Below are 12,333 nucleotides of genomic sequence, written 5' to 3'. Positions count from 1 at the left end.
ATCAGCTTGCGGGATTTTTCACTTAAATCTTCGGCAGTATAGCCTATCTTGGCCAAAAGGTCAGCAGACAAGCCAAAAAGCTTTCCCTTGGGCAGGGCTATTGTCAGATATTCCATATTATTTGAAGTCATAAGCGTTCCTCCACATGCCTATAATATTTTCATGCTTTATTTCATTAAAGTATTAACATGTTAATTATACTAACACATTACCTGATAACCGTCAATATATATTATACAGCTATTTTTGAAAATTGAGGTATTCATTTATCTAAAAAAATCAGCCCCCTGCCGAGGCAGAGGGCTTTAAATTAAACTGTGATACTACTTATCTTCTTCACTGGAATTAACCACAACTGCAACAGCACCATCACCGGTGATGTTAACGCAGGTACGGAACATATCCAGCACACGGTCAATGCCTGCTACCAAAGCAAGGCCCTCAAGAGGCAGACCAACGGATTGGAGAACCATGGCCAGCATGATAAGGCCGGCACCTGGAACACCGGCAGTACCAATGGATGCCAAGGTTCCGGTCAATACAACCATCATCATCTGCTCAAAGCCAAGTGGAACGCCGTATACGTTGGCGACGAACAGGGTACAAACACCCATGTAAAGTGCAGTACCATCCATGTTCAGGGTAGCACCCAGAGGAAGAACGAAGGAAGCAATCTCCCGCTTTACTCCCAGCTTCTCCTGACAGTTCTTCATGTTTACCGGCAGTGCAGCAGCTGAAGAACAAGTGGTAAAGGCAATCATCATCTGCTCAGACATACCCTTGAAGAAATCAATAGGGCTGTGGTTGCCAAATACCCTTGCCATTGTGGAATATACACCCACAGCATGAATAGCACAACCGATGGCAACACAGGCAATAACTGTCAGCAGCGGCAACAATACCTTTGGTCCGTTGGCGGAAACGACAGGAAGCAGTAAGCAGAACACACCGATAGGAGCCAGGTCCATTACGATGGCGATAACCTTGTAGCAAACCTCAGCACCAGCATCGAAGAACTTAATGAGAAGCTCCGCCCTCTCACCACCAACTTTAACGATACCCACACCGATAAACAATGCAAAAACGATGGTAGGCAGAATAGCTGCTTTAGCCATGGAATCAATCGGATTGGCCGGAATCATATCCAGGAGAACCTGCATGATATAAGGAGCTTCCTTAACCTTTGGCTGAGTGCCGGCAACAAAATCAGCCCCTACACCAGGACCAATTAGCCCAGCAATGGCAAAACCGATGGAAATGGCTATAGCGGTGGTAAAGAGATAAATAGCCACTGTCTTCAAACCAATACGGCCCAGCTTTTTGGTATCACCCAGGCTGGTAATACCTACTACCAGAGAGAAGAATACAACCGGCACAATCATCATCTTAATCAGATTGATAAACATGGTACCGATTGGTGCAATCCACCATTTAATAAATGGCAGACCTGCTTCACCGGCCATCAAACCGACAATTACGGAAAGAACCAGTGAAATAAAGATTTTTACCGATAAGTTCATTTTGAATACCCCTCCTTCTTAGATTTTATTAACCTATTTGTAGTATAGCATAAAATTATTATCTATTTCAACAATATTATGCTTTTTATATATGGATATATAAATAACATTTATTTGTTCTATACTTTTATATACATCGAACCCCACGCGAACGGGCACTAAGTCTCCCTCCTCTTGGGTGGGAAAAAGCCCCCATAGCGGTCAGTGTCAGCTGCTCAGCTAAGACCATGGTCTTGCTTTGCAGGACACTTTCCCATGGGACGTATTAACCAATAGGCTTTGCCTCTTGGATACGTCCGCAAAGCTCTGGATTAATTCAACTACATTCAGTGGGCGTATAAATCTCCTACTGAATAAGTCCCATTGAATAGCATTTTTTTAGCTTCTATTGTATAATAGCTTCGTCAGGAAAGGAGTTATGTCTATGGATTTGGAAATAATGGGCTTTCTCGCCTTATTTGGTTTTATAGGAGCATTTATTGATGCAGCCGTTGGCGGAGGCGGGCTCATTACTATCCCCGCCCTTATGTGGACCGGACTGCCGCCGGTTACAGTACTGGGTACCAACAAGGTAGCCGCTTCCATGGGCTCGGTTTTCAGCTTTCTCACCTTTATTCGGGCGGGAAAAATGGATATAGCCCTTATGAAAAGACTGTGCCCCCTTTCTCTTATCGGCTCATTTGCCGGTGTATTATTAGTTCAACACATGTCATCGGAATTCCTGCGTCCTCTCATAATTATTATGCTGGTTTTGGTTTTTCTTTATACCCTTTTCAAAAAGGATTGGGGCAAGGAGTCCAGACCGCAGACCATAACCGGCAAGAAAATGCTTTTGTGCCTTATCATGGCCTTTGCGTTAGGCTTTTATGATGGCTTTTTCGGCCCTGGTACCGGTTCATTTATCTTATTTGGTTTTATCATGCTTGGCTTTGATTTTATTTTTGCCACCGGCAACGCCAAGGCCATGAACTTTGCCAGCAATATAGCCGCAGCAGTTCTGTTTTCATGCTTTGGCAGTGTGGACTTCACCTATGCCATTCCCATGGGGGTATTCATGATACTCGGAGCCATCGCCGGCTCCAAGGTAGCCATCACTAAAGGCGTCAGCTACATCCGCCCCCTTTTCATCATCGTCACCGCCGTATTAATAGGAAAGCAGATTATGACAATGATTGAATAGGATATATTTAAATAAATAGACTGCGATAAAATTACACAACTTTATCGCAGTCTATTTTTATTTTACCTTATTTTCTTCAATAAGCCTTAGTTTTGCAACACGGCTCAATTGCTTTATGTGCCATTCACGGCTCATGGCTGTTTCCTTGTCCTTGCATTCCTCAAGGTAAACCAGCCTTACGGGAAGGCGGCATCTGGTATACTTGCTGGCCTTGCCGCTGTTATGGGTGGCGAGACGCTTCCCTATATCTGTTGTATAGCCTGTATACAGGGTGCCATCAGCACACTCCAATATGTAAGTAAATGCTCTCATTTAACTTACCTGCACATCCAAATAATTATTCGGCAGCCTTGATTTTAATGGTGTTAATAACCACCTCATGAACCGGGCGATCCTGGACGCCGGTCTGCACGTGGCCAATTTCCCGAACTACCTCCATGCCCTTTACCACCTTGCCAAAAACGGCATGATGACCATCCAGCCAAGGAGTGGCTGCCAGGGTAATAAAGAACTGGGAGCCGCCGGTATTAGGGCCGGCATTGGCCATGGACAGAATACCCTCACTGTCATGGCGGAGATCCTTGTGGAACTCATCCTTAATGGTGTAGCCTGGGCCGCCCATACCAGTACCCGTCGGGTCCCCCCCCTGAATCATGAAGCCGTCAATAACACGATGGAAAATGACCCCATTATAGAAGCCCTCTTCACATAATTTAATAAAGTTGCCGGTGGTATTGGGAGCCTTATCCTCGAACAGTTCAATCTCAAAGGTTCCCTTGTTGGTATCAAATACCGCAATACGATTTGCCATTTTTCCATTCTCTCCTTTTGATTTGTCTGAAGCCATACAGCCGGCACTCATAACGAGCAGCAGCAGCATAGCCAGAACTAAAATTTTCTTCATAAATACCTCCTTGGATTTACGGCTGCTTTGATAATATATTAAAGCCATAGTCTAGCAGTCTGGCACCTTCGTCAAATCTGGTGTCCGTATCCTCCGAATGAAGGATAATAACCAGAACCTCCTCATTCCCCCGCTGGGCCACTGCCATCAGGCACCCTCCTGCAGCATCGGTATAGCCGGTCTTGCCACCAATACAGCCCGGATAACTGGTCAGAAGGTCATTGGTGCTTTCGCAAAGCAGGCTTTCTCCCACAGGGGATACACTGTACAGCCTTTTTTCGGGAATTGCCACTAATTTTCTAAACTTGGGATTTTCCATGGCATAATGGGAAATCAGGGCCAAATCCTTGGCCGTGGAATAGTGCAATTTGGAAGTAAGGCCGTTGGCATTTTCAAAGTGGGTCTTATTCGCCCCTATCTCCTTGGCCTTGGCATTCATCTTCTGCCAAAACTGCCAGGCACTGCCATTGCCTACCGCCTCCGCCAGGGCAGAGGCCGCCACATTATCAGAAATCATTATCATCTGGGTCAGCATATCAAGCTGGCGCATGCTCTGGCCCGTATAGCAATAGGAATAGGGCTTTTGTCCTGCCCAGGGACTTACTGTAATAATCCGGTCATCCCGGTCATCCTCCAGCACCAGAATAGCCGTCATTATCTTGGTCAGGCTGGCCGGATGCTCACTTTTATCACCGTTTTTCTCATATAAAATTTTGCCGGTCTTGTTATCCATCACCACCACAGCATCGGCTGTTACCTTGGGGGCAGGCACCTTTACCCGCTGCTCCGGTGTATCCTTATCCCGGCCATATATGGCCCTGGCAAAATCGCCATGCACCACCGTTTTGGCCACAGCCATGGAGGCCACAACCGAAATCACCGACATGGACAGCAGTAAGACCGCTGCCAATACTGTCAGGTTAACTTTTTTCCTAAAAAACACGTTCATCACCTAAATTGACCAGCTAATCAACCGGTAAACCGCCATAATTAAATTTTTTAACTGGCTTTTCCTCTTCTTCTGCACCAGTTATCACAATACCCGGATCCTCCAAATCAAGATTGGTATAGGTCCAGCTTAAAAGATACCGCTGCTCCGGCTCCATTTCAATGAGCAGCTTTTCCCTGGCAACCTCCGGATTATAATAAACATAATAAATATTGCCATTCAGGTGCTTATGCTCCGCCTGGCCAAAGGCTCTGACAAGGCCAGCCCGGCTGGCACCATAGGTTACCCCATGGGGACCTACGTATTGGTGGCTCCTGCAAAACATCTCTACCACCCTTTTATCAGCAGCATCAACATATATCCTCTGATCCGCCGAATACGTATATCGGATAACGTGAACACCCCGAAGGTACATATCCGTATCAAAATCCGGTTCTCCCAGCTTTTTTACCATGGTCTCCACACTGTCCCCCAGGCGAAGTCCCTTGAAGGAAAAATCCTCAGCCTCAGCCCCAAAGGTCACGGCTGAAATCATCATCAACACCAGAAATATCAATATTCCTGCCCTGAGCTTCATACCCTTCATAAAATATATCACCTTACTTAGTCAAAGAAGTTCCCTTGTCCACCACCATATCAATCCATTCCTCGTGGAAGCCGGCATCCATCAGCACCTCTTCAAGGCTGGTAAGACGATGCTGGGTAAGAAACATGGAAACCCGTTCCCTTTCAATGGATTTTTCCATGTAGAAATCCTGTCCCTGGGAAGCCTCGTCAGGGAAAGCCACGGTGTATTCGTGATATTCATCGTCAGACATGGAATCCGGCAGGCTGCAGGAATGAGCCACATTTGCCTTCCAGGCCGGAGTCTGCTTTTCCAGAAGCTTCTTGGCTTCATATATAAGGGGCTGGGTTTTATCCCGATATTCCTGGAGAGCCTCCTCAACTGCCTTGGTATCCTGCAAAATTACTGCACAAATCAGATCCCGAAGGCTTTCTCTGGTGGAAAGATCAAACTGCAGCAAATAGCTGGACTCCGTAATACCATCCAGCCACCTCTGAAGACTATCCTTCATATACTTTTTGGCCTTGGCTGCCATCAGCTCATCCTGCATATGAAGCTCATGGCACAAATTGTAAATACGCTGTCCCGCCTCCTGGGAATTCACAATATCCTCCTTGGCGCATTCACTGCAAATACCTACTATATGATATGTAAAGGGCTGCTCCATCAGCTCCCAATTTGCCGGAAAATCCAGGCCCAATTCCTCATAAACCTGTTTCTGGGCCGCAATCCTGCTCTTGGAAAAATATGTAATACCATCATTGTCATTGCGGTACTTGACGGTAAACTCCCCCCTGCACCTTGGGCAATGATACATCTTATCCACCAGGCGAACCCCTACATACATCGCGTCGTTAGGCTTATAAAACCCATACGGCATAGCATCTATAAATGCGTAGTTATATACGCTCATCAAATTATCGGTAATTCTTGTCATGTCGATATCTGGCATTATTACTTTACACCTCAATTTAAAAATTCACTGAAATATTATACCCCAACTCTCGTAATTTTACCATAAACAAAAGATTAGAATACTTCAAATTTCATTTTTTTGTTACTCTAAAGATATTTTAATGAACATTATGATATAATTAATCAGGTAAATAATTTGAACTATAAGGGGCGATTGTAATGTTTAAATTTAAAAGGAAGCTTGCCAAAATCATTGCCACTACCATGCTGGTCGCCATGCCGGTATTTGCAGCATCACCATCCCAGGCTGATGCCAATTGGCTGAATGCGGCAATTAATGTGGGAATTGCCGGCTACCAAATGTCCGAGTACAACAAGCAGATAGATAAAATCAACAACACCGAGGAAGGCAGACAACAGCTGTATGCCCAGATGAGGGAAAAGCAGGGGGTAAATGAGGATCCGGTTCTTAACCAGCGGCTTGACAGTATCATGTCCAACCTGTCCAATGCCGTTGCCGTCAGTGATCCTTCCGTCAATGAAAAGCCATTTCTTTATTTCATAAACCCCAGCAACGACTTCAACGCTGCCTGCTCCCTGGGTCATGTAATGACTGTAAATGCAGGTATCTTCGATTTATTGCGTACTGATGATGAGGTGGCTGTTGTACTGGGCCATGAAATGAGCCATGGCATGAAGGACCATGTGGTAAAGGGCTTCAAAAAATCCGTACCTGTAACCCTTATTGCCACTGCCATAGCCTCCAATACCAACGGTGTTGGGGTGGCTATCACCAATTTGGTTGTGAACTACACGGAAAATGTGCATATCACCAAGCCAATGGAATGGGAAGCAGATAATATTGCCTTCCAGTATTTGGCTGATTCCAACTATAACCTGGGGGCCTGCCCTGCTGTATGGCAACGGGTAATCGACAAATCCGGCAGTGAAAAAATGACCGGTGATATTTTCTCCATGTCTGACCATCCGTCCCATGAGGAGCGCCTTAATAATTACATCAAAAAAATTAAGGAGTACAGTGGAAATAAAGTAGATATCAAGGGCAGCACCGTATATGTCAATGACAAGGAATTCATTACCCCGGCAGCCACTGATGAAATGTCCGAAAAGGTTCGTTCCTTCTATGTGGCCGGCAATCTGGCCCGGGCCTTCCACAACAACAACAGCAGTGAGGCCATTGCATACGACGGTACCGTTTACATTGGCAATCAGGGTATAATCACCTCCCTGAACACCGACGCCTCCGCCGAGGAAATTGCCAGCAAGCTGAACAGCATCAAATAAGCAAAAAAGCTGTGGCAAACAGGAAAACACCAAAAAGCCCTCGCAGGAGGTTCAATCCTGCGAGGGTTTTTAATATTCCTTGGAGGTGACACCCAGATTCGAACTGGGGAATAAAGGTTTTGCAGACCTTGGCCTTACCACTTGGCGATGTCACCAAAATAAAAAAATGGAGCGGAAAACGAGACTCGAACTCGCGACCCCCACCTTGGCAAGGTGATGCTCTACCAACTGAGCTATTTCCGCATATTTATAACGAGCTTTAAAAACAGAGATGTCACCAGATTAAAACTGGGAAGTAAAGGTTTATACATCCTTTGCCCTCTATCTCCCACGGTTAGATATTATAGCATTTATGCGTTTTTGTTGTCAATCGGTATTAATAAAAAAATATTCCCGCTATTGGGGCTGGCCAGGGTCTTTCCCCATTAAAGGGGGCCAATGCCGGGGGCACACAAAAATTCCCGCCAATCAGTCAGTGACCAATCAACGGGAATATTTTCCGGGCATATTCAAATAATAAATATCAGATTTCGTTGGCTGCCGGCTTGTTATTATGACCGGCCTTTTTGTTTTCCGCAATGTTACGCATAGTTACCCACAATGGGCTGGCAATAAAGATTGAGGAATAACAGCCGCTGAAGAAGCCGCACAGCAGGGCAAAGGCGAAATCCTTGGTGGTATCTCCACCGAACCAATACAGGGCAAAGGTGGTAAACAAGCATGTAAACACCGTGTAGAGGGAACGGGTCAAGGTCTGGTAAATACTGCGATTGGCCAGCTCATACAAATCTCCGCCCCGGCGGAAATGAAGCTTCAAATTCTCTCTGATACGGTCAAATATTACGATGGTATCATTGATGGAATAACCTACAATGGTCAGTACGGCAGCCACAAAGGAGCTGTCCACCTGCTTCTGGGTAAAGGAGAAAATACTCAATACCACCAGAATATCATGAACCAGAGCCAATACCGCCGATACGCCGAAGCGCCACTCAAACCGGTAGGATACATAAAAAATAATCAGTACCCAGGAAATCAGGGTGGCCATGAGAGCGTCCATTATGAGCTCCCCACCAATGGTAGCACCAACCTTTTCCTCACGAAGCACGGTATAGCTGCCCACATCCTCCCGCAGGCTGGCCATAACTGCCTTACGGTCATTTTCCTCCAGATCAATGGTACGAATCATCACGTCCTTGGAGGACTCCACATTGGTGGCATCACCGGACAACTGAATAGTGGCATTGTCCAGATTGTATTTTTTCAATGTGTTACGAATTTCCGGAAGGGTGACCTCCTTTTCAAATCGCATATCAATAATTGTACCACCGGTAAAATCGATACCAAAATTAAATCCGTTGGTAAACATACTGAAAATACCAGGAATAATAATCAGCAGGGAAATGGCGAACCAAATCTTGGAACGGCGCATTATATCAAAAGGAATTTTGACCTGCTGTTCAACATACTTCTTAGCCAAGCTTGGTCACCTCCTCCTTCTCCTTCCCCACATTGCTGATGCCGTAGCCATATATGGCCGGGTTTTTAAATAATTGGGCAGCAATCAGATTTTTACACATAAACTGGGTAAGGGTAATAGCGGTAAACATGGACAATACAACACCCAAGCCCAGGGTAATGGCAAAGCCCTTGATACTGCCTGTACCAAAGCAGAACAACACTGCAGAGGCAATAATAGTGGTAATGTTGGAGTCAAAAATTGTGGTGAAGGCCCGCTCGAAGCCGGCATCCATAGCCAGACGCATGGTCTTGCCGGTGCGGTATTCCTCCTTGAAATGCTCAAATATCAGCACGTTGGCATCCACCGCCATACCAATGGACAGAATAATACCAGCCACACCTGGCAGAGTCAGAGTTGCATCCAGCATCTTCAGGCTGAACAGCAGCAAAATTACATAGGCCATCAGGGCAATATCAGCAATAAAGCCTGGCAGGCGATAGAACAAAATCATAAACAGCACTACGGCACCAAGACCGATAGCAAAGGCATAAACGGATTTATCCTTGGAATCCTGGCCAAGGGAAGGACCTACGGTACGGGTCTCAATGATATTAACCTTAACCGGCAGGGAACCACTTCTAAGGAGAATAGCCAAATTGTGGGCCTCCTCCAGGGTCTTGTTACCGGTAATAACCGCCTTGCCTCCCATAATAGGCTCATTTACCCGGGGATTGGTGAGAACCTCGCCATCCAATAAGATAGCAATATTACGCCCCACATTTTTGGTGGTCAAATCAGCAAACTTGTCGCCGCCCTCCGGGCTGAATTCCAGCTCGACCAGATTTTGGCCCTGCTGGTCCGTCTGCTCACGGGCATCCTTTAAATCAGTACCGGTAAGAACGGTTTCACCCTTGTCATTCTTAAATTCCAGCATAGCGGTCTTACCGATAACCTGAATTGCCTTATCCGGATCCTTGATGCCTGGCAGCTCAATGATAATACGGCGTTCACCCTGACGCTGTACTATTGGCTCAGCCAAGCCCAATTCATTTACACGCTTCTCCATGATTCGCACTACACGATCCATGGCATCGCCATTTACCGGTGCTTCCGGAGTGTCCTCAGCTTCCAATACCACATGGGTACCACCCTGCAGGTCAAGGCCCTGTCTAATGGACTGTGCCAATGGTGAAACGAAGGCAAAGAACACGCCAACAGTGATGACAACAGCAGCCAGAAGCTTTAATAAACTATCCTGTCTCAACTACTTCCATCCTTCTTTCGACTATATTATTTGGAACATTTTATGATTCCATTATATGTAAGAAGATAATCCACAGAAATATCATGATCCATGACCTCTATATTGTCCATTAGCTGACAGCTGTAGGCCACGGCCACCAAAGCTCCATTGCGTATCTTTGGCAAAAATACATCATAATATCCTCCGCCCATGCCTATACGATGACCCTGTTTATCAAAGGCCGCCCCGGGAACTATAACCAAATCAATATCATCAGGCTTTACCTCATGATACTTATCTTGCCTTACAGTAGGTATATCCCAAAAGCCCGGTACCAGGTCATCCAAATTATTTACCAGGGCTGCTGTCATAATCCGTGAATCAGGCTCTGTAATATAAGGTATACAAAGCCGTTTTCCATCTGACAGTATCCGGTTCATAAGCTCCAAGGTATGGACCTCATCTTCTACAGATACATAACAAAAAATGCAGGAGGCATGCTTGTATAAATCAAGCTCGCAAAGCCTGTCAGATATACAGTGACTTTCTGCATTCCGAGCCTCATGACTCATGGCCCGTCGCTTTTTCAGGGCCATCCGCCTAAGCTCCTTTTTTACAAGGTTAAGGTCTTCGGCCATCATTCCTTATCCTTTCCTTCACTGGCTGAGTCCGGCTCAACAGTATTTTGCCCCTTAAGCTCCTCCTCAGTCATAAAGGCCGTAGCTATCATTGGCTTGGCTACCTCGATAACCACCCCATCAGCTACCTCCAGCATAACGGTATTGTCCTTTACCAGGTCCACCTTGCCGAAGATACCGCCGCGGGTTACCACCTTGGTACCGCGCCTAAGCTTTGATACCATTTCCTGCTGGCGTTCCTGCTGCTTCTTTTGTGGACGGTACAGCAGCACGTAAAAGAGAATAACCATCAGAATTATCGGTGCCGCATTACCAAGGCCAAATAACTCTTCCCCCATAATAATCCCTCCTTAATCTGCCTGCTTGGCAGAGTAATTGTATGAATCGAGGAAATTACGGCGGAATTCGCCAAAGCGTTCCTCAATAATCGACTGACGCATTTCATGCATAAACCGCTGCAGGAAACGGAGATTGTGCAGGGAAAGAAGCCGCAGGCCAAATATCTCATTGGCCCGAACCAAATGGCGAATATAGGCCCGGCTGAAATTACGGCAGGCATAGCAGTCGCAATCCTCCTCCAAAGGACGGAAATCACTGGTAAACTCCGCATTTTTCATAACCAGCCGGCCGGTGCGGGTCATGGCTGTACCATTTCTGGCCACCCGGGTAGGGAATACACAGTCAAACATATCAATACCATGCATAACCCCCTCCACCAGGCAATCTGGAGTGCCGACTCCCATGAGGTATCTCGGCTTATCCTTGGGCAACTGTCCCACCGTGTGGTCAAGCATTTCATACATAAGCTCCTTTGGCTCCCCAACGCTGAGACCGCCTACCGCGTACCCAGGGAAATCCATCTCCACCAGCTCATTTACGCTGCGGGTACGCAGGTCTTTATACATTCCTCCCTGGACAATACCGAACAAGCCCTGATGGGGACTGGTCATAACCTCCTTGCAGCGCTGGGCCCAACGGGTTGTTCTGGCTGTAGAGGTCTTGGCATATTCGTAATCAGCCGGATAAGGTATACACTCATCAAAGGCCATAACTATATCAGAGCCCAAATCCATCTGGACCTTCATGGACACCTCCGGTGACAGGAACTTCTTGGAGCCGTCAATGTGGGAGCGGAAGGTAACCCCCTCCTCAGTGATTTTGCGCAAATCACCAAGGCTGAATACCTGAAATCCACCACTATCCGTCAGAATAGCCCCATCCCAATTCATGAATTTATGAAGTCCTCCAGCCTCCCGGACCAGGTCGGAGCCGGGACGCAAAAAGAGATGATAGGTATTGCTGAGAATAATCCCTGCCCCCATATCATGCAGCTCCTCAGGAGATACTCCCTTTACCGACGCCTGTGTTCCCACCGGCATAAATATAGGTGTGGGAAAGCTGCCATGGGGCGTATGGATAATCCCCGCCCTAGCCCCTGTGGTAGGATCCTGCTTTATCAATTCGTAGGTTATAGCTGGCAAATAATCGCCTCGCTTTCTTTAATATTGAACGGATATTAATATACACCCTAACTGCATTATCATAACATAAAAAGACTGCCCTTTCAACAATCGAAAAGTATCCAAGTATTTACATTAGTTACTATTCACAGTTTTCAATAAAACTGTGGTTCATATACATAATATATTCTC

The 12,333-nt window shown here is 46.2% G+C and carries 13 protein-coding genes, 2 tRNA genes and 1 pseudogene; 2 read left to right on the top strand and 14 right to left on the bottom strand.

The features are described 5' to 3' along the window. Together Q0Y54_RS08355 and Q0Y54_RS08350 are read right to left on the bottom strand one after the other, a co-directional pair. Positions 1 to 131, bottom strand: a pseudogene (locus Q0Y54_RS08355) (ATP phosphoribosyltransferase); the annotation flags it as partial. A 192-nt stretch (positions 132 to 323) separates the two neighbouring features. Then, the gene (locus Q0Y54_RS08350) at positions 324 to 1,520 is read right to left on the bottom strand and encodes a dicarboxylate/amino acid:cation symporter (RefSeq protein WP_297966253.1); all 1,197 of its coding nucleotides are present in this window, start codon (positions 1,518 to 1,520) and stop codon (positions 324 to 326) included. 424 nt (positions 1,521 to 1,944) lie between these two features. On the opposite strand from Q0Y54_RS08350, the gene Q0Y54_RS08345 reads away from it, so the two are divergent. Beyond that, entirely contained in the window at positions 1,945 to 2,700 is a 756-nt protein-coding gene (locus tag Q0Y54_RS08345) for a TSUP family transporter (protein ID WP_297966251.1), read from the top strand. A gap of 57 nt (positions 2,701 to 2,757) precedes the next feature. On the opposite strand, the gene Q0Y54_RS08340 is transcribed toward Q0Y54_RS08345, so the two are convergent. Genes Q0Y54_RS08340 through Q0Y54_RS08320 form a run of 5 tightly spaced genes read right to left on the bottom strand, consistent with a single transcriptional unit; the run spans position 2,758 to position 6,070 of the window. Continuing rightward, a complete protein-coding gene (locus tag Q0Y54_RS08340) occupies positions 2,758 to 3,012 on the bottom strand; it encodes a GIY-YIG nuclease family protein (RefSeq protein ID WP_297966249.1) in 255 nt (84 codons plus the stop codon). A gap of 25 nt (positions 3,013 to 3,037) precedes the next feature. Continuing rightward, positions 3,038 to 3,562 carry a peptidylprolyl isomerase gene (locus tag Q0Y54_RS08335; protein WP_297966257.1) on the bottom strand — a complete coding sequence of 175 codons (525 nt, stop codon included), beginning with the start codon at positions 3,560 to 3,562 and terminating at the stop codon, positions 3,038 to 3,040. Positions 3,563 to 3,620: 58 nt separating this feature from the next. After that, positions 3,621 to 4,514 carry a D-alanyl-D-alanine carboxypeptidase family protein gene (locus Q0Y54_RS08330; protein WP_297966247.1) on the bottom strand — a complete coding sequence of 298 codons (894 nt, stop codon included), beginning with the start codon at positions 4,512 to 4,514 and terminating at the stop codon, positions 3,621 to 3,623. A 55-nt stretch (positions 4,515 to 4,569) separates the two neighbouring features. Beyond that, positions 4,570 to 5,139 carry a hypothetical protein gene (locus Q0Y54_RS08325; protein ID WP_297966245.1) on the bottom strand — a complete coding sequence of 190 codons (570 nt, stop codon included), beginning with the start codon at positions 5,137 to 5,139 and terminating at the stop codon, positions 4,570 to 4,572. A gap of 13 nt (positions 5,140 to 5,152) precedes the next feature. Then, complete coding sequence (locus Q0Y54_RS08320; protein WP_297966243.1) at positions 5,153 to 6,070, bottom strand: hypothetical protein; 918 nt, start codon at positions 6,068 to 6,070, stop codon at positions 5,153 to 5,155. Positions 6,071 to 6,252: 182 nt separating this feature from the next. Between Q0Y54_RS08320 and Q0Y54_RS08315 the strand changes: the two genes are divergently transcribed. Continuing rightward, positions 6,253 to 7,338: a M48 family metalloprotease gene (locus tag Q0Y54_RS08315; RefSeq protein WP_297966240.1), complete on the top strand. Its 1,086-nt coding sequence runs from the start codon at positions 6,253 to 6,255 to the stop codon at positions 7,336 to 7,338. Positions 7,339 to 7,418: 80 nt separating this feature from the next. Here the strand turns inward: Q0Y54_RS08315 and Q0Y54_RS08310 are convergent. From Q0Y54_RS08310 to tgt, 7 genes are all read right to left on the bottom strand, one after another. Further along, positions 7,419 to 7,493 (bottom strand) — tRNA-Cys (locus tag Q0Y54_RS08310). A gap of 12 nt (positions 7,494 to 7,505) precedes the next feature. Next, positions 7,506 to 7,581 (bottom strand) — tRNA-Gly (locus Q0Y54_RS08305). 280 nt (positions 7,582 to 7,861) lie between these two features. After that, positions 7,862 to 8,785, bottom strand: a complete 924-nt coding sequence (gene secF, locus Q0Y54_RS08300; RefSeq protein WP_297966255.1) for a protein translocase subunit SecF — start codon at positions 8,783 to 8,785, stop codon at positions 7,862 to 7,864. A 25-nt stretch (positions 8,786 to 8,810) separates the two neighbouring features. Further along, complete coding sequence (secD, locus tag Q0Y54_RS08295) at positions 8,811 to 10,064, bottom strand: protein translocase subunit SecD (protein ID WP_297966238.1); 1,254 nt, start codon at positions 10,062 to 10,064, stop codon at positions 8,811 to 8,813. Between the two features lie 26 nt (positions 10,065 to 10,090). Beyond that, the gene (locus tag Q0Y54_RS08290) at positions 10,091 to 10,684 is read right to left on the bottom strand and encodes a 5-formyltetrahydrofolate cyclo-ligase (RefSeq protein WP_297966235.1); all 594 of its coding nucleotides are present in this window, start codon (positions 10,682 to 10,684) and stop codon (positions 10,091 to 10,093) included. Next, entirely contained in the window at positions 10,681 to 11,019 is a 339-nt protein-coding gene (gene yajC, locus Q0Y54_RS08285) for a preprotein translocase subunit YajC (RefSeq protein ID WP_297966233.1), read from the bottom strand. The genes Q0Y54_RS08290 and yajC overlap by 4 nt, the downstream gene beginning before the upstream one ends. Before the next feature lie 12 nt (positions 11,020 to 11,031). Next, positions 11,032 to 12,162, bottom strand: a complete 1,131-nt coding sequence (tgt, locus tag Q0Y54_RS08280; RefSeq protein WP_297966231.1) for a tRNA guanosine(34) transglycosylase Tgt — start codon at positions 12,160 to 12,162, stop codon at positions 11,032 to 11,034. Positions 12,163 to 12,333: the final 171 nt, after the last annotated feature.

Source organism: uncultured Anaerovibrio sp., from assembly GCF_947302755.1.
Lineage (GTDB): Bacteria > Bacillota > Negativicutes > Selenomonadales > Selenomonadaceae > Anaerovibrio.
The sequence above is the reverse complement of the archived record's forward strand: the minus strand, read 5'-3'. Positions and strand labels throughout refer to the sequence as shown.

Coding starts and splice junctions, on each gene's coding strand:
- Q0Y54_RS08350 (WP_297966253.1), bottom strand. CDS start 1,520: ATGAACTTATCGGTAAAAATCTTTATTTCACTGGTTCTTTCCGTAATT.
- Q0Y54_RS08345 (WP_297966251.1), top strand. CDS start 1,945: ATGGATTTGGAAATAATGGGCTTTCTCGCCTTATTTGGTTTTATAGGA.
- Q0Y54_RS08340 (WP_297966249.1), bottom strand. CDS start 3,012: ATGAGAGCATTTACTTACATATTGGAGTGTGCTGATGGCACCCTGTAT.
- Q0Y54_RS08335 (WP_297966257.1), bottom strand. CDS start 3,562: ATGAGTGCCGGCTGTATGGCTTCAGACAAATCAAAAGGAGAGAATGGA.
- Q0Y54_RS08325 (WP_297966245.1), bottom strand. CDS start 5,139: ATGAAGGGTATGAAGCTCAGGGCAGGAATATTGATATTTCTGGTGTTG.
- Q0Y54_RS08320 (WP_297966243.1), bottom strand. CDS start 6,070: ATGCCAGATATCGACATGACAAGAATTACCGATAATTTGATGAGCGTA.
- Q0Y54_RS08315 (WP_297966240.1), top strand. CDS start 6,253: ATGTTTAAATTTAAAAGGAAGCTTGCCAAAATCATTGCCACTACCATG.
- Q0Y54_RS08290 (WP_297966235.1), bottom strand. CDS start 10,684: ATGATGGCCGAAGACCTTAACCTTGTAAAAAAGGAGCTTAGGCGGATG.
- yajC (WP_297966233.1), bottom strand. CDS start 11,019: ATGGGGGAAGAGTTATTTGGCCTTGGTAATGCGGCACCGATAATTCTG.